Genomic DNA, 24,198 nt, shown 5'->3' on the forward strand with positions numbered 1-24,198 from the left:
GATGTCGGATCTTCTAAAGGGTAAACGCGGCCTCATCATGGGCGTGGCCAATGACCGCTCGATCGCCTGGGGCATCGCCAAAGCCATGCACGAGGCAGGTGCAGAGCTAGCATTCACCTATCAGGGCGAAGCTTTTGGCAAGCGGCTGGAACCTTTGGCTCAAAGCCTGGGCAGCGATTTCATGGTGGATGCAGATGTCACAGATGATGCGTCACTGGATCGCGCGTTTGGCGAACTTTCAGCACGCTGGCCAACCATTGATTTTGTGGTTCACGCCATCGCGTTCTCAGACAAATCCGAACTGACCGGGCGGTTTCTGAACACGACGCGGGCGAATTTCAAACATTCACTGGATGTCTCGGCCTATTCCTTCATCGAAGTTGCGCGTCGCGCCTATCCGATGATGCAGGAAAATGGCGGTACGCTACTGACCCTGACCTATCAGGGTTCGAACAAGGTTGTGCCGAATTACAATGTGATGGGCGTGGCCAAGGCAGCTCTGGAATCAGCAACCCGTTATCTGGCCAATGATCTGGGCCCCGACGGCATTCGCGTGAACGCGATCTCGCCCGGTCCGATGAAAACACTGGCCGGAGCAGCGATTGGGGGCGCGCGCAAAACCTACAAGTTCTGCGACCAAAACGCTCCGATGCGTTCGAATGCCACACTGGAAGCCGTGGGTGGTACAGCCGTCTACCTTGCCTCAGATGCGGGCGCCTGCACCTCGGGTGAAATCATCCGCGTGGATGGCGGGTTCCACGTCCTTGGAATGCCACAGCCCGACTTCATGTGACCTCAACTTTCCCCGTCTCTGCCCAGATTTGACCATCATTGACGGGCAGAGAATGGGATATGAGCAAAGTTGAACAAATCCTTGCAAACAATACGCGCGTATCAGCGAAGTCCAAGCCCGGAATTCGCGGGGGACGGGCGCGTATCGTGTTGCTTTCGCTGGTCCTATTGCTGGCCGTGTTCATTCTGATGACTGATCCGCATATGCGGTCATTAGCCGAGCCGGTGTTGGGTCAGATACCAGGGCTCTGACCCGGACCTATCAGTTGATCGACACGATCTCGATATCAAAGATCAGGTCTTGTCCGGCCAGCGCGTGATTGGCATCGAGCGTGACCGTGGCTTCATCCGCATCCATCACCGTTACAGGCAAGGCCTGTCCATCCGGCGTTTGCATCTGCAGCTGCGTACCTGGTTCCAGCGGAATATCATCAGGAATGCCTTCGCGCGGGATTTGCTGGCGCATGGCCGGGTTGATTGGGCCATAGGCTTCGGCACAGGGTACTTCGACGCGCTTTTTCTCTCCAATTTCCATCCCGGGCAGCGCTGTGTCCAGACCGGGAATGATCTGCCCTGAACCGACTGCAAATTCCAGTGGATCGCGGCCTTCCGAACTGTCGAACACTTTTCCGTCCAGCAATGTACCGGTGTAGTGGATGCGAACAGTATCGCCTTTTTTGATTGTGGTCATGAAAGCCTCGGGCTGAAGAAAATGGAACGCTGCACCCTAGTGGCCCCGTGCACAATGTAAACCCTTTGAGCTTTAACCCCCGGAACCATTGTGCTTACTTTCCGGCGACCACAGGAGGATCAGATGGCAATCACCACATGTGTATTCGACGCCTACGGCACGCTCTTCGATGTGGCCGCTGCCGCCCGGCAAGCCGCAGCCGAGCCGGGGAACGAGGCGCTGCGCGACACCTGGCCCACGCTGGCCAACCATTGGCGTCTGAAACAGTTGCAATACACATGGCTGCGGGCGGTGGCCGACGCCCATGCCGATTTCTGGGATGTCACGCAAGATGGCCTGGACTGGGCGCTTGAGGCAACCGGGCTACAGGGCGACGATGCCCTACGCCAACGCCTTCTTGATCTCTATTGGGAGCTTCAGGCCTATCCTGAAGTGCCAGCCATGTTAACAGCCCTGAAAGCGGGCGGTCTGAATACGGCGATCCTGTCCAATGGCTCGCCTCCGATGTTGGAGGGCGCTGTGCAATCAGCGGGGATCGGCGAAGTGCTTGACGATGTGCTGTCGGTGGAAACTGTTGGTGTCTTCAAACCGCATGTGCGGGTCTATGACCTTGTTCAGGAACGGTTCGAATGCAACCGGGATGAGGTGCTGTTTGTCAGTTCAAACGGCTGGGACGCCGCCGGTGCCAGTGGGTATGGGTTTGTAACTGCTTGGGTCAATCGCGCCGGCGAGCCGATGGACCGCTTGCCCTGGAAGCCTGCACATGTTTTGTCGGATCTCACGACGATCCCCCAACTTGCAGGCCTCTGATGCCGCACTTCACCACATCCGACAATGCGCGGATCTATTTTGAGGACACGGGCACAGGCCTGCCGGTTCTGTGCCTTGCCGGGCTGACCCGCACGTTACGCGATTTCGATTTTGTCGCGCCGCATCTGGCCCAATACCGGATGATCGCGATGGATTATCGCGGGCGGGGTCAATCGGATTTCGATACGGATTATTCGAACTACAACATTCTGCGTGAATCTCAGGACGTCATCGAGCTGCTGGATCATCTGGGACTGGAACAGGTGAATATCCTCGGCACCTCGCGCGGCGGATTGATCGCGATGGCGCTGGCTACCAGCCACCCTGCCCACCTGTCGCGTGTCATCCTGAACGATGTCGGCCCGGTGATTGATCCGATTGGTCTTGCCCTGATCATGACCTATGTGGGCAAACGCCCTGCCGCAAAAACCTATGACGAGGCGGCTGCGGGCCTGCAATCGGTGATGGAGGCGCGGTTTCCCGGCGTGTCGCTTGAGCGCTGGCGCACGCAGGCCAAAAACCAGTATCTGGAAACACCAGACGGGCTGCAATTGCGATATGACCCCAAACTGCGTGATGCGCTGCTTGATCAATCTGCCGCTGGCCCGGCCCCGGATCTGTGGCCGCTGTTCGCGGCGCTGCGCGACGTCCCCACCGGGCTGATACGGGGGCAGAACTCAGACCTGCTGAGCCCAGACACTCTGGTCGAAATGCACCAAAGACATCCCGGCCTGCGGTCGGTCGAGATACCAGATCGCGGCCATGTGCCGTTTCTGGACGAACCGCAGGCAGTCGACCTGATTCACGCCATTTTGGAGACGTCATGAGCACGCTTGAAATGATCGAAGCCGCCGCAGAGCGACTTGAAGGCCATGTGCGCGAAACCCCGATCCTGACCTCTCCGTTTCTCGATGAAATCGCCGGTCGTCGTGTGCTGGTCAAGCCGGAATGCCTGCAGCATACTGGCAGCTTCAAGTTTCGGGGCGCGTGGTCGGCGATTTCTGCCATGGACCCGCGGGCACGCGAGAACGGGGTGATTGCTTATTCATCGGGCAACCACGCGCAAGGTGTGGCCTATGCTGCAACTCGACACGGAATAGCGTCGGTGATTGTGATGCCCTCGGACGCGCCGCAGCTCAAGATCGACAATACCCGGTCTCTGGGGGCCGAAGTAGTGCTCTATGATCGGGCTTCGGAAAGCCGCGAGGATATCGGCGAGGCGCTGGCACAAAAGCGCGGGCTGACGCTGATCCGCCCCTATGACGAACCGCTCGTGATTGCCGGGCAAGGCACAACGGGGCTTGAGATTGCCCGGCAGGCACAAACTCTGGGTGTGACACAGGCAGATGTTCTGATCTGCTGCGGCGGAGGTGGCCTCAGCGCAGGTATAGCTTTGGCATTGGAGGGTCATGCGCCCGGATTGCGACCACGCACTTGCGAGCCTGAGGGGTTTGACGACATGAAACGCTCGCTGGCCTCGGGGCAGGTTCAACGTAACGCTGCCACATCCGGCAATATCTGCGACGCGATCCTGACGCCGCAACCCGGCGAGATCACCTTTCCAATCATCAACCGCCTCTGCGGCCTCGGGCTTTCGGTCAGCGAAGACGAGGCCCTGCGCGCCATGGCCTTGGCCTTTCTGCGCCTCAAGATCGTGCTTGAACCCGGGGGAGCGGTCTCGTTGGCGTCGGCGCTGTTTCGCAAGGATGAGATCGAAGGCGGTGCAGTGATCGTGGTCGCATCGGGTGGAAATGTAGACCCGGCCGTTTTCGCCAAGGCGTTGACCCACCTTTCCTGATCCCCGCCGAGCCTATGGCCGGAAAGACCTGTGCAGGCTACAATGACTCATTTGAGTAGGAGATTTTCCAATGCAACTCGCTGCTCTCGGAGACGTCAGTCTCCATTATCGGGTGGACGGCCCTTCGGACGGACCAACCGTCGTCTTTGCCAACTCTTTGGGCACGGATCTGCGGCTATGGGACCCGATCCTACCGTACCTTCCCGGCAACCTGCGCCTCATTCGGTTCGACAAGCGCGGGCACGGGTTGTCCAGCCTGCCCAAAGGCCCCTATGCAATGGGTGCGTTGGTGCGAGATACCGAACGGCTTTTGGATTTGCTCGAGGTCAAGAATTGCGTCTTTGTCGGGCTGTCCATTGGCGGGATGATTGCACAGGGTCTGGCCGTCAAGCGGTTGGACCTGATACGCGCAATGGTGCTTTCGAATACAGCGGCGAAGATCGCCACTCCGGCGATTTGGCAAACCCGTATTGACGCTGCCCGAGAAGGCGGGATCGAAGCCTTGGCGGATGGCACAATGGAGCGTTGGTTCACCAAAGAGTTTCGCAGCACGCCACAGTTGGAACTTTGGCGAAACATGATGATCCGACAGCCGCTCGAGGGGTATCTGGGATGCTGCGCTGCGATTTCGGGCACAGATTTTTATACCCCAACCAGTGGCTTGCGGCTGCCGACATTGGGAATCGCCGGCTCGGAGGATGGATCGACCCCACCGGATCTGGTGCGCGAAACTATTGATCTGATCCCCGGATCGCGTTTCGAACTGATGCGCCGCGCTGGTCATCTGCCCTGCGTCGAACGCCCTGAAGAATACGCAACCCTACTGACCGGATTTCTCAAGGAAATCGGCCACATCTAAGGGAGTAAAGCGATGGCAAATTTCTTGTTGGTCCACGGTTCGTGCCACGGGGCATGGTGCTGGCGCGATCTTATTCCCGAACTGACCGGGCTGGGACATAGGGCAAGCGCAATCGACATGCCCAGCCACGGCTCTGACCCGACCCCCGTGTCCGACGTTACATTGGAGGGCTGCCGTGACGCGGTTCTGGCGGCCTGCCGCCCCGATACGATCGTGATTGGCCATTCCTGGGGTGGCTACCCGACCAGCGCCGCCGCCCAGGCCGCACCAAATGCGATGCGCGGGTTGGTTTATCTCTGCGCCTATGTCCCGCAATCAGGTCTTTCGATGATTGAAATGCGCAAACGCGCACCACGCCAATTGATCGGCGATGCGGTCATGAAATCCGCAGACGGGCTGTCCTATTACGTGAAACCGGATCGGGTAAAAGGCCTGTTCTACCATGATTGCCCGGACGAAATCCTCGCCTATGCGCTCGGGCGCCTCTGCCCCCAGGCGATCCTACCTCAGGATACTCCACTGATCTTGGACGAAAGTTTTGATCGCGTGCCCAAGGCCTATATCCGCACCACGGATGACCGCACGGTTCCGACCGAATATCAGGAAACCATGAGCCATTGCGCTCCGCCCGAACTGCGCAAGACAATCGACAGCGGGCATTCCCCCTTCTTTTCCCACCCCGCGCAGCTTGCCGGTCTCATCGACGATATCGCCAAGGAATTGTGATGGCTCAGGCAGATGCCGGATTGCGCTATGCGTCTGATCAGTTAGGGTTCGCCAACCCTTAAACGCTGGAAACGAATGCGCCTGCCTTTTGTGTTCATCCTCGGAACCGTGATGATCGACGCGATGGGCATCGGTCTGGTTCTGCCGATCATGCCGCAACTGATCGTCGAGGTTCAGGGCGGATCTTTGGCAAATGCTGCGATCTGGGGCGGCGTACTCAGCACCGCTTTTGCCGCCATGCAATTCCTGTTTGGCCCGGTTCTGGGCAACCTCTCGGACGCGTATGGGCGCAGGCGGGTGATGCTGGTGTCGCTGTTTGTGATGGCGCTGGACTATATAGTCATGGCGGTCGCAGGCAGTATCTGGCTGTTGCTGATCGGGCGGCTTGTGGGCGGCATCACCGCAGCCACCCATTCAACCGCTGCGGCTTTCATGGCCGATGTGTCGAAGCCCCATGAAAAGGCCGCTAATTTCGGCCTGCTTGGCGCGGCGTTTGGCTTGGGGTTTGTGCTGGGCCCCATTCTGGGTGGCATACTCGCCGAATTCGGAACCCGCGCACCGTTTTGGGCGGCAGCGGGGCTTTCAGCCTTGGGCTGCCTGTTGGGTTTTCTGGTCATGCCCGAAACCGTCAAAGACGAAAACCGCAGACCCTTTCGGTGGCGCCGCGCACACCCGGCCCGCGCTTTGCTGGCCATAGCGGAACTACCCGGTATTCGCCCCTTGCTGTGGGTCTATTTCCTCTATTCCGTGTCAATCTATGTCTACCCTGCCATCTGGGCCTATTTCACGCTTGAGCGGTTCGGGTGGTCGCCACAGATGATCGGCCTGTCACTTGGTATGTACGGGCTTGCCATGGCGGCGGTACAAGGCGGTTTGATCCGGCCCGCGACACGTATTCTGGGCGAACGGGTTACGATCATCGTCGGTATGGCGTTCGAGATCTTCAGCTATGTGCTATTGGCCTTTCTGACCAACGGTCTGATCGTCTTGCTTTTGATCCCCATAACGGCGCTTGGAGCGGTGGTGACCCCGGCGCTGCAAGCCATGATGTCGCGCGCAACACCTGATTCTCAACAAGGCGAACTGCAGGGCGTTTTGGCTGCGCTTCATGCCTTGTCCATGATCGTCTCTCCATTGGTCATGACCGGTGTATTCGCTTACTTCATTGGCCCTGATACGCCTTTCTATCTGCCCGGCGCGCCCTTCTTGTTGGCACTGGTGTTGATGGGTCTGGGTCTGGCGTTGTTCATGCGACCGGCGCATGCCCGAACGTAAAGCGACCTTTTCCTGACGGAAACGGACTTGCAGGCCGATACATGCCAGTCCACCGTGGCTGAAAGCAAAGCGGGGAGGCTCATGCAAACAATCAAAGCAGCAGTATGCCATGCGTTTGACGCGCCATTGGTGATCGAAGACGTCCAACTAGCCCCGCCGGGCATGGGCGAGGTCGAGGTGACGTTGGACGCAGTGGCGATTTGCCACTCTGACATCTCGTATGCGAGCGGGGCCTGGGGAGGATTCTTGCCTGCCGTCTATGGCCACGAGGCCGCTGGTGTGGTGACTGCCGTTGGCGATGGTGTCTCGGAATTTGCACTGGGTGACAGCGTGGTTGTCACACTGATCCGCGCCTGTGGATCATGCCCCTCTTGTGCGGGTGGCAAACCCACGATCTGCGAAACGCCTTACGACACCGTCAAAGGGCCTTTGCGCACCGCAACGGGCGATCCGCTGGAACAGGCGATGGCCTGCGGAGCCTTTGCTGAAAAGGTCGTGGTCAGCCACCGCCAGATCGTCAAGATCCCAGCTTCCATGCCAAAGGACGTCGCCAGTCTCTTGTCTTGCGGGGTCATCACCGGTGTCGGTGCTGCGGTGAACGCAGCACAGGTGCGTCCCGGGCTGGATGTGGTTGTCATTGGTGCAGGCGGCGTTGGGCTCAACGCCATTCAGGGCGCGCATCTTGCCGGGGCCCGCCGGATCGTGGCTGTGGACATGACCGAAGACAAGCTGGAGATCGCCAAAGAGTTCGGTGCAACACATGGTGTTTTAGCAACCTTGGAGGCCCCTTGGAAAGCGGCCTACAAGGCGCTTGGCGGGCGCGGAGCCGATGCGGTGCTGATCACCGTCGGTGCCATCCCCGCATATGAACAGGCCCCCCGATATCTTGGGCGCGGAGGCCGGGCGATCATGATCGGGATGCCACATACCGGGGCCGAAGCCTCTTACGAGCCGGTCATCCTTGCGGCTGTTGGCCAGGGCCTGATCGGTTCGAAAATGGGTGACGTGGTCATTCAGCGCGATATCCCATGGATGATCGATCTGTATGAACAGGGGCGATTGAAACTGGATGAGTTGATCTCGGGTCGGTGGCAGCTGGATCAGATCAACGATGCGATCGAAGATACCAAATCCGGCTCAGCCAAGCGGAACGTCATCATCTTCAACAATAGCTGACGCCCGAAAGGAGCAGCGATGAAACTGCAGGATCTCGACGTTATCGTCACCGCTCCTCCGGCCCCTGGCTGGGGTGGGCGCTATTGGATATTGGTCAAGGTGACCACCGACACTGGGATCACGGGCTGGGGCGAGTGCTACGCCTCATCGGTCGGGCCCGAGGCGATGACCCATGTGATCCATGACGTGTTTCAACGTCACATGGCCGGAGAGAACCCCGAAAACATCGAACTGATGTTCCGCCGCGCCTATTCCAGCGGGTTTACCCAGCGTCCTGACCTGACCGTGATGAGCGCTTTTTCAGGGCTCGAGATCGCCTGTTGGGACATTCTGGGCAAGGATCGCGACAGACCGGTTTATGCACTGTTGGGCGGGCGCGTGAACGACCGTATCCGCGCCTACACTTATCTCTACCCCCTGCCACAGCATAACCTGACCGATTTCTGGACGTCACCGGATCAAGCTGGTGAGGCCGCCGCCGACGCGGTTCAGCGCGGCTATACCGCCGTCAAGTTCGACCCGGCTGGCCCCTATACCATCCGTGGCGGGCACATGCCTGCGATGAGCGATATTTCGATGTCGGTGGCCTTCTGCAAAGCCATTCGCGAAGCCGTAGGTGACAAGGCCGATCTGCTCTTTGGCACCCATGGGCAGTTCAACACTGCGGGCGCCATCCGTTTGGGGCAGGCACTGGAACCCTTTTCGCCTCTTTGGTTCGAAGAGCCGACCCCACCCGACATGATCGAAGACATGGCCCGCGTGGCGCGCAATGTTCGCATCCCAGTAGCCACTGGTGAGCGCATGACCACCAAAGCCGAATTTGGCGCTGTTCTTCGGGCTGGCGCGGCAGAGATCCTGCAGCCAGCCCTGGGTCGCGCAGGTGGGATCTGGGAGATGAAGAAGGTCGCAGCCATGGCCGAAATGTTCAACGCGCAAATGGCACCGCATCTTTATGCCGGTCCCGTCGAATGGGCGGCCAACATCCATCTTGCGGCCTCGATCCCCAATCTGCTGCTGCTTGAGACGATTGAAACACCGTTCCACGACCGGTTGATCAAGGGGTCAATCCGAGTGGAAAACGGCTTTGTTACCCCGCCAACGGCGCCTGGTCTCGGGATCGACTTGGACGAAGAGCTTGCCCGCGCCCACTCCTATTCCGGCGATGGGCTGCATCTTGAGATGCAGGAAGAGCCTTGCAATTACGTCGACGGCAACGCGTTCCAAGGCGGTGCTCCTGCGACAGAGGGGTGACATTGCCCTTTGAATTGAGGCATATTGCCCCAAACATGAACAACCAGCCGGAAAACACGTGGCCTCATTGGACCTGAACCCTCAAGCGTCAGCCACTGCCGTGGACATGAAGGAAAACGCTCAGAAGGCCTCTGCCTATTTAAAGGCTTTGGCCCATGAAGGGCGGCTGATGATCTTGTGCCATCTGATCACCGGCGAACGTTCGGTTGGCCAGCTTGAAGATTTGTTGCAAATGCGGCAGGCAGCTGTAAGCCAGATGCTTGCGCGTCTGCGCGAAGAACAACTTGTATCGACCCGGCGCGAAGGCAAGACGATCTACTACACTCTGAGCGACGAAAAGACCAAAAAGGTCATCGGAGTTCTTTATGATCTGTTTTGTGCGCCAGACGCCTGAGCTAGTTCAATTCGAAACATAGCCCGCGATGACCTGCAGCAGTTTGAACGCTGTTGCTGAGTCGTTTTCGACCACGGCCATGAATTCCTCTTCCCCGATCCGCAGACAGGACAAATCGGTTTCGGCGATCATGCTCAGCGCGCGCGGCTCTTTGCGGATAAGGCCCAATTCACCGACCAAAGACCCGGCATCCGCTGTCATGATCAACTGATCCGGCCCGTCCGGTTGCGGCAGGTATAGCCCTGCTTCGCCTTCCAGAACGACATAAGCACCGTCGGTGGGTTGATCATCCTTAAGAAACACCACCTCTCCGGCCTTGGCGTTGAACCATTGCGCGCCAAAGGCAAGTAGCCGCAGCTGCCTGCGATCAAGGCTCGAAAACAGAGGCGTTTGCTCCAACGCGCGTAGCTTACGCGCCAGATCGGCTGCTGATGCGCTGTCTTCCTCCACGTCGCCTGGCCCCTCATCCGTCACAACACGACCCTGTCGGATTTCGACAAACATGTCGAATGCCTGAGGATTCTGGAATTGATCGTTCAAGTATATGACAGTTGTTTCGGGCAACAAAGCGCGCAAGTTCTTGTAGACAGCGACCTGTGTCTGCATGTCATAGCTGGCCAGTGCGTTGTCGAGGATCAGAATATCGGGTTTCTTGATCGTCGCACGGGTAAAGGCCAGCGGCTCGGCGAACAAGGCTGGCAGGTTCTGACCACCCAAAGCAACCGGCACATCAAAGATCAACTCGATCACAAGCGGGCGCGCGCCATTTTCGGACAACACATCCACAATCAATTTGCGCACCTCGTCCGAGCGTGAGCCGCCGATCTGACTGATTTTACCGAACAGCGCGTTTTCCATCACGGTCAAGCCGGGCGCGGACTTTTCCGGATCGAGCGGTACAAAGACATCCAGCAACGGTTGCAACAGCTCTTCCGAGTGGCTTGCGCGCAATTCAAGAATTCGCGTCTTCAACTCATCCGTAAAGGCGGGGCCAATCTGTTCCGCCGAAATCGCAAATGGTACGGCCAACAGGTTCGCCAGTTGCTCATTGTCGAGACCCGCAGCACCTTCGTTGCGCGTACGGTCAATCAGGTCCACGGCAGTTTCATATGTCTGCGCCTCAAGCCCCAACTTTCGGAACAAGGGGTGATCTGTACCGTCCAACCCGAAGATCTGACGAAGCATCTCGATCACGTCGCGGGTCAGATCAATCAGGGTTTCATCCAGACCCAACTCGCGCAATTGGCCTAAAAAGACAGTTTGTTTGGCCAACATCTCTTGCGTGACCGGAACGCGAGGTGTGGCAAACAGAAGGTTCTCGGCCACGGGCAAAGCAGAGTTATAGGTGTTCTGGTCAAAGACCAACGCCTGCTGTTCCAAACCTGCTTCACGTACCGCGCTCTGCACCTTTGGCCGCAACTCGACCAGTTTTTGGGCCAATGCGGGGCGCGCTTCGGCGTCGAACATCTGTTCGGCACCGCGTTGAAACAGGGCCGCCCCCGACCCCATGCCATCAATCAGCTGCAACCACCAATCCCGCAGCTCTTTTTCTGATTCGACATGGGCCAGCGACGGATCCAGCCATTCGGCTTCAAACGGATCACTGCTATTGCCTGCACGCAGAGTTTCGGCAAAGTCCGGATTGTTCGATGTGTTGTCTTGCGGTCGAAACCGCATCGGCATCATGACATTGTCGCCCAATGAACCCTGAAACATCACCGGTCGGGATGTCGCATAGCCGATGCGGGCAGCGACCACAGCCTGATGCAAGCCGGACAGGTTCACATCACCGATCGTTACGCTGCCAGACCCCGGCAGAATCTCGCGGGTCAGCAGCTCGGCAACCGCGCGGCGATCTTCCTCGCTGGGCGCGGCGATACCTATTGTCTTGCCACCGGGGAAGGTCAGGTTCAGATCGTCCAGAACCTGATTGCCATCCATGTCCCGCACCGAGACATTGTTGAGATGAATGTCCCCCCGCAAATGCGGTCGGCTTTCGGGCTCACCTTCGAACAACGCTTCGTCCTGCATACCAGGGGGCGCAAACCGCTCAATCACCACGTCCCAGCGCAGCGCCATATCCTGTGTCTGGTTGTAATAGGCCAACAGCTCTTTCCACGGTGAGCTGAGATCCTTGTAGGCCGCCAGCGCAGCCACAAGCGCACCCAGCGAGACCGAGCCCTGCAGCACCAGCAGACCGCCAACCAGATAAAACATGAAAGGTGTCAGTTGCGAGATGAAGTTGTTGATGAACTTCATAAAGAACTTTTTCTGATAGATCTCGAACCGGATGGCGAACAGACGCCCCAGCTGATCCGAGATCATGGCGCGGCGATAACGCCAGCCGCCATTGGCCCGCAAGGTCGCGGCGCCGGCGGCGTTCTCACCGATCTGCGCGGCCAGAACACGCACTTCCTGAATGCGCTTCTTGTTGAGCAGATTGATCTGTCGTTGAAGCTTGGGGATCAGCCAGGCTTGCAGCGGGATCAGCGCAACCGCTGCTAGTCCGAACCAGAAGCTTTGCAAGAACAGAAATGACAGGATCGTGATCATCTGCCCAGCTTGCAGCACCGGCTGGCTGATCGCGTCGCCCATCAACCCGCCCATCGGTTCACTTTCGGCGGTGATCATCGACACCATTTCGCCCTGGCTGACCCGTTCAAAATAGGGCTGCGGAAATCGCAAGGCGCGGCTGGTCAACTGATACCGAAACCGGCGCAGCATACGTTCGCTCAACACCCCTTTCATGGTGTTGATGCGCATCTTCATGATGCCGTGGGCAAGAACAGCCAGCAGAAAGGCAAAGCACAGGATCACCAGAAAGGTGGTCTGTGGCAGGCTATAGCCCCAAACGTTGACGATCGAACTGGACGCACCGATGGCGTCGTTGATGATCCGCTTGGGCAGCTCAAGCGTCAGGTAAAGCAACGGAAACAGCGTCGACGTAACGGCCAGAAGAATAAGCTGGTCGCGCTTCGAGTATTTCCAGATGAACCGAAAGATCGTGCGTTCTATGGCGCCGGCCCCTGCAATTGCTTCGTCGTATAACTCACTGATTTCGACGCGAATACAACAGTTCGAATCTATCGTAATCGTATCGCGCGACGCAAATAAAAACGCATAACAAGTCCATTTTTGCCCGTGTGAACAAGTTCATTTGCGCATCGGTTCATTCCGCCCTAGTCTTCGAGTCGGGATGACATTGGGAGGATCCGTTTGCCTGCCACATTTGGCACCGTGCTTTTACTGCTGGCTCTTCTGCACGTAAAACACATGTTCGCCGACTACTATTTGCAGACGCCCAAGATGCTTTCAGGGCGCGGTGTATATTTCCATATCGGGCGAGCGCAACATGCGGCTGTGCACGTTGTGGGCTCTGTTGTTGTTTTTGCCATCATGCGCGCGCCGATCGAGTTCATCGTTGTCATCGCGGCTCTTGAATGGGTTGTTCATTTCCATATCGATTTTTTCAAAGCCAGCTATTCAGACAAAAAACAGCTTCAACCCAATCAGGCCGCGTTTTGGCGCGCTGCGGGATTGGATCAATGCATGCACAACCTGACCTATATCGCGATGGCCTGGGCCTGGGTGACCTTTGTGGTGCACCCCTAAGGCACAATTGGGCGATTTCGCTTGATGGTGCGCAGGACAACATTTGTCTGGGCGCTGGCAACCGCAGGTAGTCGGAAGAGAAAGTCTTCCAGAAAATCATTGTAAGCCGCCAGATCCCTGCACAGCACACGCAGATGATAGTCGGCCTGCCCCGTTGTGGCATAGCATTCCTGCACCTCTGGGCTGATGTCGATCGAGCGCATGAAATCCTTGATCCGTTCCGGGTCATGCCGTGTCAGGTGCACATGCACAATCGCTTCGAAACTCAGGCCCATTGCGGCTGGGTCGACGACGGCACCATAGCGTTCGACGATACCTGCGTCTTCCAACGCCTTCACACGCCTCCACAGCGCCGAGGCGGACATTCCGACAGCTTCCGCAAGGTCTGCATTCGACATGCGACTGTCGCGCTGCAAGAGGTCGATGATACGGCGGTCTTTGTCACTTAAATCCAGCATTTAGGCAGAATTACCCTTTCTAAGGATATATTTCGAATAATCTGTCCGCACGTTTTAGGAAATCTTGGTGATTTTGGCAAATCTCTTCGCGCGACAGGCGTTAGACTTACGCACCCAGTTGCAGCCAATGAGTGAATCGCATGAGCTTTCATGGCCCGAACCACCGCAAATACCAATTGCAGGACCGTTATGATCTGACCAAAGGGCGCGTGTTTCTGACCGGCACACAAGCGCTGGCGCGGATCATGATGGATCAGGCTCGACGTGACAGGCAGGCAGGCTTGAATACAGCGGGATTTGTATCTGGCTATCGAGGCTCACCCTTGGGCGGGTTGGATCTGGAACTGTGGCATGCCAAAGACCGGCTGCGCGCAGATCGCATCACCTTTATGCCCGCCGTCAACGAAGACCTGGGCGCCACCGCCGTGCTGGGGGCGCAGCAAGCGACGCTGGACCCGCATTGTGAGGTCGAGGGGATATTCTCGATGTGGTACGGGAAAGGCCCGGGCGTAGATCGGTCTGGAGACGCTCTCAAACATGGCAACGCTTATGGGTCGGCCCCGAAAGGCGGCGTGCTGGTGGTTGCGGGTGACGATCATGGCTGTGTCAGCTCGTCGATGCCGCATCAGTCGGATGTGGCGTTCATGTCCTGGTTCATGCCAACGCTGAACCCGGCCTCGGTCGATGAATACCTCGCCTTCGGCGAATACGGGTTTGCGCTGTCCCGTTTCTCGGGCACCTGGGTCGGGTTCAAGGCGATCTCGGAAACCGTCGAAAGCGCACGCTCGGTCGAGCTGCAGCCGGATCGTCGTTTTACCCTGCCACAGATTGAATTGCCCTCTAACGGTCTGCATGTCCGCAGTGCCGATCTGCCTTCGGTCGAGATTGAGACACGCATTCAGCACAAGCTGCGCGCGGTGCGCGCCTTTGCCGAAGCCAACCCGATCGACCGTCGGATCTATAACATCGAACAGGCCAAGTTCGGCTTTGTCACCACAGGCAAGGGCCATCTGGACCTGATGGAGGCGCTGCGTCTGCTGGGGTTGGATGAGGCTGCCTGTCGTCGTCTGGGCATCGATATCTACAAAGTCGGCATGGTCTGGCCCCTGGCCCGGCGCAATGCGCTGCGCTTTGTGAAGGGCAAGGCCGAGGTGTTGGTTGTTGAAGAAAAACGCGGGATCATTGAAAGTCAGTTCAAGGAATATTTCTACGACTGGCCCGGCGACAAGCCGCACAAGATGGTTGGCAAATATGACAGCCATGGTGAGCCACTCATCCCCTGGACCGGTGAGCTGAGCCCTCTGATGCTGGCCCCCATCGTGGCGGCGCGGTTGAACGCGTTTTTCCCCGAAGAGAACCTGCCCGCCAAGGCCAGGGCCCTGACGGACACACCACCGCAGCTGATTTCCGTTCCGGGTGCAACGCGGACGCCCTATTTCTGCTCGGGTTGCCCGCATAACAGCTCGACCAAAGTGCCCGAAGGCTCGACAGCGGCCAGTGGAATTGGCTGCCATGTCATGGCGTCCTGGATGGATCGTCAAACCGTGGGGTATGCACAGATGGGTGGCGAAGGGGTTCCGCATGTGGTCGCCTCGCAATTCAACGGTGGCAAACATATTTTCCAGAACCTGGGCGAAGGCACATGGTACCATTCCGGGTCACTTGCGATCCGGCAAGCTGTCGCTGCGGGGACAAATATCACCTACAAGATCCTCTACAACGATGCGGTCGCCATGACCGGTGGCCAGCCGGTCGATGGCCCGGTCAGCGTCGCCGGGATTGCGCAAACCTGCCGGGCAGAAGGGGTCGAACGCATCGCGTTGGTGTCTGACGACATCTCGAAATTCCACCGCTCGGACTTTCCGGCCCGAACCAGCTTTCACGACCGCGCGGATCTGGACCGTCTGCAACGCGAGCTTCGGGAAATCCCCGGAGTGACTGTCCTGATCTATGAACAGACCTGCGCCACGGAAAAGCGTCGTCGTCGCAAGCGCGGCACTATGGAGGACCCGGATCGTTTTGTCTGGATCAACGATCTGGTGTGCGAAGGCTGTGGTGATTGTTCCATCGCGTCGAACTGCCTGAGCGTCGAGCCCAAGGACACCCCGTTGGGTCGCAAGCGCAAGATCAATCTGAGTTCTTGCAACAAGGATTTTTCCTGCCTGAACGGCTTTTGCCCCAGCTTTGTCACCGTAGAGGGTGCAACCCGAAAAAAGCGCGGTATTGATCTTGACGTGGCACAGCTTGAGGCTGACCTGCCGCACCCTGTTCTGGCTACTCTTGAGACGCCCTTTGACCTGCTGGTCACAGGTGTTGGAGGTACGGGTGTTGTCACCGTTGGCGCGCTGATTACCATGGCCGCGCATCTGGAAGGCAAAGGCGCATCCGTTCTAGATTTCACCGGTTTCGCGCAAAAATTCGGCACGGTTCTCAGCTATATCCGGCTGGGCGCATCACCCGAGGCGCTGAATCAAGTGCGCATTGATCAAAGCGCCGCTGACGCGGTGATCGGGTGCGATATCGTGGTCAGCTCGGCCCCGAAAGCATCCGCGCATTACCGCGCGGGGACACAAGTTGTTCTGAACCGCGCAGAAATGCCGACCGGGGATCTGGTTTTGCGACGCGACGCGCAACTGCACTGCGATGACCGGGAACAGGCGATCCGTTCCGTTGTGGGCACAGAAAACCTTTGGGGCTATGACGCCAACGCAGTGGCCGAACAGGTGCTTGGCGATACGGTTTTTGCCAATGTCATCCTGTTGGGCACGGCCTGGCAAAAAGGGTTGGTTCCAGTCTCGGACGTGGCCCTGGCACAAGCGATTGAGCTGAACGGTGTTGCCATCGAAAAGAACCGTCTGGCCTTTGCGATCGGTCGCGCGATGGCCGCAGCGCCAGACCGGGTGACGCAATTCACCGCGCCGGAGCCTTCAGAAGAAACGTTGCAACAGATGATCGATCGCCGCACAGCGTTTCTGACCGACTACCAGAACTCGGATTATGCGCAGGTTTATACGGGTCGGCTGGAGCAAATACGGCGCGCGCTCCCGAATGCAAGCGATGCTCTGCTAGGATCTGTCGCCCGAAATCTGTTTCGTTTCATGGCCTACAAGGACGAATTTGAAGTGGCCCGTCTTATGACGCACGCAGATTTCGCGCGTGAATTGGAAGATCAATTCGAAGGGAACCCAACCATATCCTACCATATGGCACCGCCTGTTTTCAGCTGGAGCAACGACGACAAAGGCCGTCCGCGCAAACAGTCGTTTGGACCCTGGATGCAACCTGTTTTAGGCGCGCTATCGCGTATGAAAAGCCTGCGCGGAAGCAAATTGAATCCGTTCGGCTATCACAGCGAGGCGCGGCTGCACCACAGCATCCTCGACTGGTACCGCGTTCTACTGGACCAATTGGTCCAAGACTACAGCGATGCAAATGCGGAAGCGTGGTTCAAGGCACTCTCTTGCGCGGACGAGATTCGAGGCTACGGCCCGGTACGCGCGGATGCGTTTGACGCCGCCAAGTTGTCGGTTGCAAAGATCCGAACCCCGGATAAGGCCACGCGGGCCATGCCCGAGCGGTCGTAAGCGTCCAGCCACAACCTGTCGATGGCATCTATCCGGGCGGGGTCAAATTTGTGTTCAACCTCCCAATACCGACCTGATGGTTCGAAATACCCGCACTCAGCCTCACGCGCCAACGGTAGATGCATCGCATTCGTGCAGGGCATGGCGGCGCTGGAAAGATCTTCCACTGGAACGCTGGGCAAAACCAATCGGCTTTCCCCGGCAGACAGCCGCACAACGCGGCAGTTCTGCTCGGCCCCAAACAGCGCTAGCCGGGCTGACTTGGCCTCGAGCGAACGCAGCGTGACATCGCGGCGCAAAGGGTCTGCCGTGCCTCTTCCGTAGAAATGCGTTTGGCCTTTACTGGCATAGACCATATCGCATCCGAAGAAGGCGATGACTGCGGGTTGCAAGGCGGCCAGCGCCCAATAACCTGCCGTAAAGGCCATGGTGCCACCCGCATAGACAAAGCCGCCAAATTGGTTTTGTAACGGCACATAATCCTCAGCGGTGATGATACGCTGGCCGGGTCGCAAATCTGTGGGACGGCTCTCAACCGGAAAATCCTCAGGATGGATCAGATAGTCCCAATCCGACCGAATACGCCAAGCGTTGTTGATCGCAACGATATGGCTAAAGCCCTGCCGAGACCAGTCGTGCGCCGCAATCGCGGATGGTGCACTGCCAAGGATCAGAACGTTTGGTCGATTATCAGCCATGGCGCACCCCTCAGGTTCTCAGACCCCAAGTTAGGCCGAAACCCCGTTGCGTCTAGCCCAGAACGGAAAAACTGCTGTCTGTATTGATCGGTCGCTTGCGGGAATAGAAGCCCACATCGATGCTGCGCCCGATATAGGGCAGCTTGAAATGCAAGGGCTGTGCATCGTGATCGGCCCCACCTTCAACATAGTCGATCAAAGCGGCCATCATCTTTCCGGCAATGGGCGCGTTCTTGTATTGGTTCCCGCTGGTGCCACAGGCCATGTAGAACCCCGGTAGGCTGGATTTGTCATAGATCGGGATCCAATCGGTCGACGCGTCGTACAAATCCACCACCCCGCGCGTTTTTGACGGAATGCCAAGGCTGGGCACCCGTTGCGCATAACGCATGGCTTGCGTGGTCCATTGATCGGTGAAGTCGTGATTGTACGAGGTGTCATCGGCGCACCATTGATGCGGATCGCAATCCGGATCTTCTGACCCGATCAGAATATGGTTGCCATGTTCGGGCCTACAATAGAGCGCAATGTCACTGTCCGACACGATTGTGCCCTGCGTCTCGAAATCAAAGCCCTCGGGTGCAGGAACATGCACCACCTCTTGCCGTAAGGGCCGGGTTTCGATCGTCATATCCTCCAGCACACCGGCCATCCCGTTGATATGGGCCGAGCCCGGGCCCGCAACGTTCACCACCACACTGGCATGAATTTCTTCGCCCGAAGCCAGTTTGACCCCCGCGACACGGCCACCACTTTGCAGGATCTCGACCACCTCGGCACCGGTTCTCACCTCGGCCCCGCGCTGCTTGGCCGCTGCCATCAGGTTTTGAGCCGACAAGGCCGGATCCGTGACATATCCCGCCTTGGGCCAGAACACAGCGCCCTGCAACTGCGCACCGTTGGGCTGCCCGAACTCCGGATCATCCATCCGGCGCGCCGGGGCGAAACTGTCCAGATTGTAGATCGGTAAACGATCCATGATCTGCTGGGGTGTCCATTCCTCGAACGGGCAATCCAGTTCGGCGCTATAGGTCATGTGCTTGTCCAAATGACCATTCGCCTCGGTCTTCATCACCAGACACCCGGTCTCTTTGAACTGAGCCAGATCTGCGCTGTCGGGCAAGCCAAGATACCCGGCCCAATCGCGCCAATAGTGATAGCCCTCCCAGGCGAAGGCCGTGCCATCGAGCGTTGAATAATGCATCCGAATGATCGCGCAGGACCCGGCGGTCGATCCATGCCCCACCTGAGCGTTGCGATCCAGCGACAGGGTCTTCCATCCGGCCTTTGACATCTCGAACGCGATGGCCGCGCCGATCACGCCGGTGCCGATAATGATTGCGTCAGGCTGGCTCATGACCCTGCTCCTTCCCAATAGTGTATTGCATAGGCGCTGAATTCCTCAATCTCTTCCTTGCGGGGCTCAACACCGGTGAAGACAAAAAGATAATGCGGCACCATCGACAGACGTGCGGCCAGCGGCTCGTTCAGCTGTGCCAAATCGTATCCGATCTGCATGTAGTAGAGCACGCGCGCGCGGGTCTCGGCCTCGGTTTCGTCATAGCCATAGCGGGCAAACATCGCACGTAGGGCCGCAAGGCGACGCGCGTCGGATTGATCCAGCATACGCCGCACCTTGCCCGATTTGCGCGCCCAGTCGCGCACGGCAAAATCCAATGCGGTATCAAAAAGCTCGGCGTTCACCACACAGCGGTGCACATTGCACACCGCCGCCGTGATCGTCGGGGCCGCAAGCTCGGCCTGCGCAATCAGCCCAGCGGTATTGAGCGCCTGCCATTTGGCCAAAAGCGCATCAAAAAGCTCCTGCTTGGATTTGAAATACCAATAGAAAGACGAGCGCGAGACCGCCATCCGCTCGGCCAGATTCATTACCTTGATCTGATCAACCCCGTCCGAGATCAGCACATCCATGGCCACGTTCAGCCAATCGTCGCGCGTGACCTTGATGTTGCCGATCAAGGGTTCCGCCTTTGGGTCGTCGCGGTGGAGGATGGGTTTGGTGTTCATTTAACTCTCCGGCGGTGCGCCGCCCTGTTCTTTGCGACGCGCGATAAAATCTTTCAGCGCGCCAATACGGTCCAGATCGGATGGCGGGGCTTTGAAATTGGTCAGGATATCCTTCCAGACACCGGTGGCACGTGCATTGGCATCGACTGCACCCCGCTCGGCCCAGGTTCCGAAATTGGCATAGTCATGCAGATGCGGCTCGTAGAATGCAGTGTTATACCGCTCCATCGTCTGGCTGGTGGCAAAGAAATGCCCGCTGGGGTCAACTTCCTTCAGCGCGGTGTCAAATCCGATCTCGGCAGGTCCGGCCTGCGTACCGGCACACAGCTCGGCCACCATGTTCAGCACCTCGGCGTCACAAATCATCTTCTCGAAAGACACGGTCAAGCCGCCTTCAAGCCAGCCAGCCGAGTGAATGATCACCGTCGCCCCGGCCATGAGGCACCCCCAAAGGCCAAACTGGTTTTCATTGGCCGCCTGAACATCATTGATATTCGCCGCCGAGCCCGCCGCCGAACGCCAGGGCAATCCGACATGACGCGCCAGCTGGCCCGCAGCCAGTGAGGCCTGAAAGTGCGAGGGCGTCCCAAACGCGGGCGCGCCCGATTTCATGTCGACATTGCTTGTGAAGGTTCCATAGCAGACAGGCGCACCCGGCTTGGTCAGCTGAGTCAGGGTCAGTGCTGCCAGTGCTTCGGCATGGGACAGTGTAATCGCCCCGGCCACGGTGATCGGCGCCATCGCCCCCATCAGCGTAAAGGGCGTAATTATCGACATCTGCCCATGGCGCGCGAAATCGATCAACCCTTGGGCCATGGGGATATCCAAGGTTCGCGGGCTGTTGGTGTTGATGATCGTATAGCAGTGGGGCGCTGCATTGAATGCGTCGTCATCCAGTCCGCGTGCAATGGACAACATCTCGAAACAGTCCATCACCTGCGGCGTTCCGCGCGAGAAGAAGAAGGGGAACTTGTCCGTCAGTTCCATCTGCGCCTGAGTGGTGAAGTAGTGCCGGACATTGGTTGGCACATCCTGCGGCTCGACCTGGGGTGATATCATCTGGAAGACATCAAAGTGATGTGTAAGCTTTAGAAACTCCAGATAATCCTGCCCTGTTGCAGGTCGTCGGCCGCGTTCCAGATCGGTGGCGTTGGGTGCCCCTGCGCCGGGCTGAAAGACCAATGACCCCAGCTCAAGCGTGAAATCCCGCCGCCGTGCGCCTGCACGACAGTCAATGGATTTCGGAGCCGAAGCCACCGCAGCCTCGACCATATCGCGCCCGATAAAGACCATTTCGCTATCTTCATCCACACGGGCCCCGCCTTTGGCATAGATCTTGCGGGCCTCGGGCAGCAAAACCTTGATGCCGAGCTCCTGCAACAGACGCAGCGCTGTTTCGTGCATGTCGGCGATCTGGTCGGCCGGAAACACCTCCATCAGCGGGAAGGGGTTGCGCAATTGGCGGTAATTGACATCGCGGCTGGGCGCGGGCGCACTGTCTGCTCCCCTGCCCCGACGCCGTCGCCCGCGCCCCCCGGTCTGAGCCTCAGCCATCAGCCCCTCATCGCCTTGCCTTGTGGATCATAGGGCGATGGGGCAATAACTCGTGCCGGGCGTTCAACACCCACCACATGCACCGACAATTCGGTCCCGGGCTCGGCCATGTCGCGGTTGACCAACGCCATGGCAAGCGATTTACCAGTATAGTGGCCATAGCCCCCGGAGGTGACGAAGCCCACGCGCTCCTCCCCAGCCCAGATGGGCTCATAGCCGCTGGCATCTGCGTCCAGAGCATCCACCTCAAGCGTCACCTGCACTTGCGCCGGACCGTTGCCATCCCGTTCGGCAAGAGCAGCGTCCTTACCGACAAAGTCTTTGCTCCAGTCGATCCAGCGATCCATGCCGGTCATACCGGGCGTGTAAAGCTGCGTGAACTCAGCCGACCAGATGCCAAAGCTTTTCTCTAGCCGGGTCGACAGCATCGCATTGAACCCGCACTCCCGGATGCCCTCGGCCGCACCGGCCTCCAGCAACATACGGCGCAGGGTAATATGGTCGCCATAACGACAATTGATCTCATAACCTTTCTCACCGGTCACCGACATGCGCGCCACACGCGCGCGGACCAGTCCGATATCGAATTCGCCGCAGCCCATGAATTTCAGGGCTGAAATGTCCTGTTCCGCCAGCTTTTCGACCACAGCCTGCGATTTCGGGCCAACCACAGCAAAGCCGCAATATTCCTCCCCCAGATCGCGGACCGACACGCCTTCGATCATATGGTCATCGAACCAGCGCATATGCCAGGCGCGCAGGTAATAGCTCCCCATGATCCACCAGGTACCGTCGCCCCAGTTCAGAACGGTCAGATCACCCTTGAGCCGCCCGTTCGCGCCCAGCATCGGGGCCAGCTTGGCGCGGCCCGGCGCGGGCAGCTTTGAGGCCATCACCTTGTCCAGCCAAGCCTCGGCATTCGGACCGCAGACCTCGAACCGGGAAAAGCCGGTGATATCCAGCAGGCCCGCGCCTTCACGGATCACCTTGCATTCCTCGGCCACGATATCATGAGCGTTCGACCGTTTTAGCGTGGGCGTTTCCTCAAACCCTTTCGGGGCAAAATACAGCGGTACTTCCAAATCCCAGCTCACGCCCCATTTGCACCCCGCTTCGGTCATTGCGTCATGGGCCGGAGCCATTTTCAGCGGGCGACCCGCCGGCAATTGCTCGTTCGGATAGGTCATCACGAAGCGGCGCGAATAGAACTGGCCAGTGGTTTCGCGGATGTAACGTTTGTTCTGCGCGAAATCGCCGTAACGCGCCACGTCCATCGGCCAGGCGTCAGCCTCGGGCTCGCCGTGGATCATCCATTCGGCCAGTGTTTTGCCAACGCCGCCGCCTTGCAGGAATCCGGCCATCACGGCACAGGCCGACCAATAGCCGCGCTTGCCCGGAACCGGCCCGACCAACGGATTGCCATCGGGCGAGAAGGTGAACGCACCGTTCACCCAGGTCTTGATGCCTACGTTCTGAATCGAAGGATAACGCTCGAACCCAAGCGTCAGTTCATTCTCGATGCGATCCAGCTGCTCTTGAAACAGCTCTTCGCCATAATTCCACGGTGCGCCGTCCATCGCCCAGTGTTCGTGATCGACCTCATAGATGCCAACCAAAACGCCCTTTTGGTCCTGCCGCATATAGGTGAAACCTTCGAGGTCCACGGTCATCGGCATCTCAAAATCCGCAGCTGCAACCTCGGGCACAGTGTCAGTGATCAGATAATGGTGCTTGAGCGGCGAGACCGGCAGCTCAACGCCCGCCATTCGGCCCACTTGCTTGGCCCAAAGACCCGCTGCGTTGACCACATGCTCGCAACTGATGGTGCCCTTGTCGGTCACCACTTGCCAGCCCTCTGCTGTCTGGGTCAGGCTTTCGACCTTGGTTTCCTCGTAATACTCTGCGCCGCGCTTTTTGGCAGCGGTGGCATAGGCCTGAACCGTTCCGGTCGTGTCGATATAGCCTTCGCGATCCGCCCACATCGCGCCTAACACGCCGTCGGTCGACATGATCGGGCAACGTTTCTGCGCCTCTTCGGGGGTCAGTAGCTCGCAATCATCAATGCCGATGGATTGGAAGATACGGTAGTTGGCCTGCAACCATTCCCACCGTTCGGGCGTGCCGGCCAGTGTCAGACCACCGGTCATGTGCAGGCCAATATTCTGACCCGATTCCTTTTCGATCTCGCTCAGCAAGTCGATCGTGTAGGCCTGAAGCGATGCCATGTTGGGATCCGCGTTCAGTGCGTGGATGCCGCCCGCCGCGTGCCAGGACGACCCCGAGGCCAGACGCCGACGTTCCAGCATAACCACATCCGACCAGCCGAACTTGGCCAGGTGATACAGAACCGAGGCGCCCACAACGCCGCCACCAATGACAACAACGCGATACTGCGATTTCATTCCGACCTCCGCTGAATGACTCGCAGGGACGCTAAAAGCACTAATCACTTCTGTCTAGACATTTCTGTACAGTCGGCTTCGCAAGCCCAA

At 58.4% G+C, this 24,198-nt stretch carries 21 protein-coding genes; 13 read left to right on the top strand and 8 right to left on the bottom strand.

The annotated features are described in order from the left end of the window. Window position 1: 1 nt before the first annotated feature. Together GOX45_RS10365 and GOX45_RS10370 are read left to right on the top strand one after the other, a co-directional pair. Window positions 2-793, top strand: coding sequence for an enoyl-ACP reductase (locus GOX45_RS10365; protein WP_171100570.1), 792 nt, complete (start codon window positions 2-4; stop codon window positions 791-793). 59 nt (window positions 794-852) lie between these two features. Further along, complete coding sequence (locus tag GOX45_RS10370) at window positions 853-1,044, top strand: hypothetical protein (RefSeq protein ID WP_171100572.1); 192 nt, start codon at window positions 853-855, stop codon at window positions 1,042-1,044. A gap of 10 nt (window positions 1,045-1,054) precedes the next feature. Here GOX45_RS10370 and GOX45_RS10375 read toward each other — a convergent pair whose 3' ends face one another. Next, window positions 1,055-1,483 carry a peptidylprolyl isomerase gene (locus GOX45_RS10375; protein WP_171100574.1) on the bottom strand — a complete coding sequence of 143 codons (429 nt, stop codon included), beginning with the start codon at window positions 1,481-1,483 and terminating at the stop codon, window positions 1,055-1,057. A 123-nt stretch (window positions 1,484-1,606) separates the two neighbouring features. On the opposite strand from GOX45_RS10375, the gene GOX45_RS10380 reads away from it, so the two are divergent. The 9 genes from GOX45_RS10380 to GOX45_RS10420 all read left to right on the top strand — a co-directional run bounded on the left by GOX45_RS10380 (window position 1,607) and on the right by GOX45_RS10420 (window position 9,772). Next, window positions 1,607-2,293: a haloacid dehalogenase type II gene (locus tag GOX45_RS10380; RefSeq protein ID WP_171100576.1), complete on the top strand. Its 687-nt coding sequence runs from the start codon at window positions 1,607-1,609 to the stop codon at window positions 2,291-2,293. Next, the gene (locus tag GOX45_RS10385) at window positions 2,293-3,120 is read left to right on the top strand and encodes an alpha/beta fold hydrolase (RefSeq protein WP_171100577.1); all 828 of its coding nucleotides are present in this window, start codon (window positions 2,293-2,295) and stop codon (window positions 3,118-3,120) included. Before GOX45_RS10380 ends, GOX45_RS10385 begins: the two co-directional genes overlap by 1 nt. After that, the gene (locus tag GOX45_RS10390; RefSeq protein ID WP_171100579.1) at window positions 3,117-4,091 is read left to right on the top strand and encodes a threonine/serine dehydratase; all 975 of its coding nucleotides are present in this window, start codon (window positions 3,117-3,119) and stop codon (window positions 4,089-4,091) included. The genes GOX45_RS10385 and GOX45_RS10390 overlap by 4 nt, the downstream gene beginning before the upstream one ends. Window positions 4,092-4,161: 70 nt before the next feature. Beyond that, window positions 4,162-4,950, top strand: a complete 789-nt coding sequence (pcaD, locus tag GOX45_RS10395) for a 3-oxoadipate enol-lactonase (protein WP_171100581.1) — start codon at window positions 4,162-4,164, stop codon at window positions 4,948-4,950. A 12-nt stretch (window positions 4,951-4,962) separates the two neighbouring features. Continuing rightward, the gene (locus GOX45_RS10400; protein ID WP_171100583.1) at window positions 4,963-5,676 is read left to right on the top strand and encodes an alpha/beta fold hydrolase; all 714 of its coding nucleotides are present in this window, start codon (window positions 4,963-4,965) and stop codon (window positions 5,674-5,676) included. A gap of 75 nt (window positions 5,677-5,751) precedes the next feature. After that, entirely contained in the window at window positions 5,752-6,951 is a 1,200-nt protein-coding gene (locus GOX45_RS10405; protein ID WP_171100585.1) for a TCR/Tet family MFS transporter, read from the top strand. Between the two features lie 81 nt (window positions 6,952-7,032). Continuing rightward, a complete protein-coding gene (locus tag GOX45_RS10410; protein ID WP_171100587.1) occupies window positions 7,033-8,127 on the top strand; it encodes a Zn-dependent alcohol dehydrogenase in 1,095 nt (364 codons plus the stop codon). 18 nt (window positions 8,128-8,145) lie between these two features. Further along, on the top strand, window positions 8,146-9,378 hold the full coding sequence (locus GOX45_RS10415; RefSeq protein ID WP_171100589.1) for a mandelate racemase/muconate lactonizing enzyme family protein: 1,233 nt from the start codon (window positions 8,146-8,148) through the stop codon (window positions 9,376-9,378). Between the two features lie 106 nt (window positions 9,379-9,484). Beyond that, a complete protein-coding gene (locus tag GOX45_RS10420; RefSeq protein WP_171100721.1) occupies window positions 9,485-9,772 on the top strand; it encodes a helix-turn-helix transcriptional regulator in 288 nt (95 codons plus the stop codon). 6 nt (window positions 9,773-9,778) lie between these two features. Here the strand turns inward: GOX45_RS10420 and GOX45_RS10425 are convergent, their stop codons facing one another. Continuing rightward, window positions 9,779-12,775: an ABC transporter transmembrane domain-containing protein gene (locus GOX45_RS10425; RefSeq protein ID WP_171100723.1), complete on the bottom strand. Its 2,997-nt coding sequence runs from the start codon at window positions 12,773-12,775 to the stop codon at window positions 9,779-9,781. A 213-nt stretch (window positions 12,776-12,988) separates the two neighbouring features. Between GOX45_RS10425 and GOX45_RS10430 the strand changes: the two genes are divergently transcribed. Further along, window positions 12,989-13,384, top strand: a complete 396-nt coding sequence (locus tag GOX45_RS10430; protein WP_171100591.1) for a DUF3307 domain-containing protein — start codon at window positions 12,989-12,991, stop codon at window positions 13,382-13,384. Here GOX45_RS10430 and GOX45_RS10435 read toward each other — a convergent pair. Next, a complete protein-coding gene (locus GOX45_RS10435) occupies window positions 13,381-13,842 on the bottom strand; it encodes an Lrp/AsnC family transcriptional regulator (RefSeq protein ID WP_171100593.1) in 462 nt (153 codons plus the stop codon). The two genes, GOX45_RS10430 and GOX45_RS10435, sit on opposite strands and share 4 nt — an antisense overlap. Before the next feature lie 140 nt (window positions 13,843-13,982). Here GOX45_RS10435 and GOX45_RS10440 point away from each other — a divergent pair, with 140 nt between their 5' ends. After that, entirely contained in the window at window positions 13,983-17,426 is a 3,444-nt protein-coding gene (locus GOX45_RS10440) for an indolepyruvate ferredoxin oxidoreductase family protein (protein WP_171100595.1), read from the top strand. On the opposite strand, the gene GOX45_RS10445 is transcribed toward GOX45_RS10440, so the two are convergent. Genes GOX45_RS10445 through GOX45_RS10465 form a run of 5 tightly spaced genes read right to left on the bottom strand, consistent with a single transcriptional unit; the run spans window position 17,324 to window position 24,108 of the window. Then, on the bottom strand, window positions 17,324-18,124 hold the full coding sequence (locus GOX45_RS10445; protein WP_254445990.1) for a hypothetical protein: 801 nt from the start codon (window positions 18,122-18,124) through the stop codon (window positions 17,324-17,326). The two genes, GOX45_RS10440 and GOX45_RS10445, sit on opposite strands and share 103 nt — an antisense overlap. Before the next feature lie 52 nt (window positions 18,125-18,176). Next, window positions 18,177-19,481, bottom strand: coding sequence for an FAD-binding oxidoreductase (locus GOX45_RS10450; RefSeq protein ID WP_171100596.1), 1,305 nt, complete (start codon window positions 19,479-19,481; stop codon window positions 18,177-18,179). Further along, window positions 19,478-20,152, bottom strand: coding sequence for a TetR/AcrR family transcriptional regulator (locus GOX45_RS10455; RefSeq protein WP_171100598.1), 675 nt, complete (start codon window positions 20,150-20,152; stop codon window positions 19,478-19,480). The genes GOX45_RS10450 and GOX45_RS10455 overlap by 4 nt, the downstream gene beginning before the upstream one ends. After that, on the bottom strand, window positions 20,153-21,706 hold the full coding sequence (locus GOX45_RS10460; protein WP_171100600.1) for a trimethylamine methyltransferase family protein: 1,554 nt from the start codon (window positions 21,704-21,706) through the stop codon (window positions 20,153-20,155). It abuts the gene before it with no gap. Beyond that, window positions 21,706-24,108: an FAD-dependent oxidoreductase gene (locus tag GOX45_RS10465; protein ID WP_171100602.1), complete on the bottom strand. Its 2,403-nt coding sequence runs from the start codon at window positions 24,106-24,108 to the stop codon at window positions 21,706-21,708. Before GOX45_RS10465 ends, GOX45_RS10460 begins: the two co-directional genes overlap by 1 nt. Window positions 24,109-24,198 lie beyond the last annotated feature (90 nt).

It is taken from the genome of Ruegeria sp. HKCCD7255, from assembly GCF_013031565.1.
In the GTDB taxonomy this organism is placed as follows: Bacteria; Pseudomonadota; Alphaproteobacteria; order Rhodobacterales; family Rhodobacteraceae; genus Ruegeria.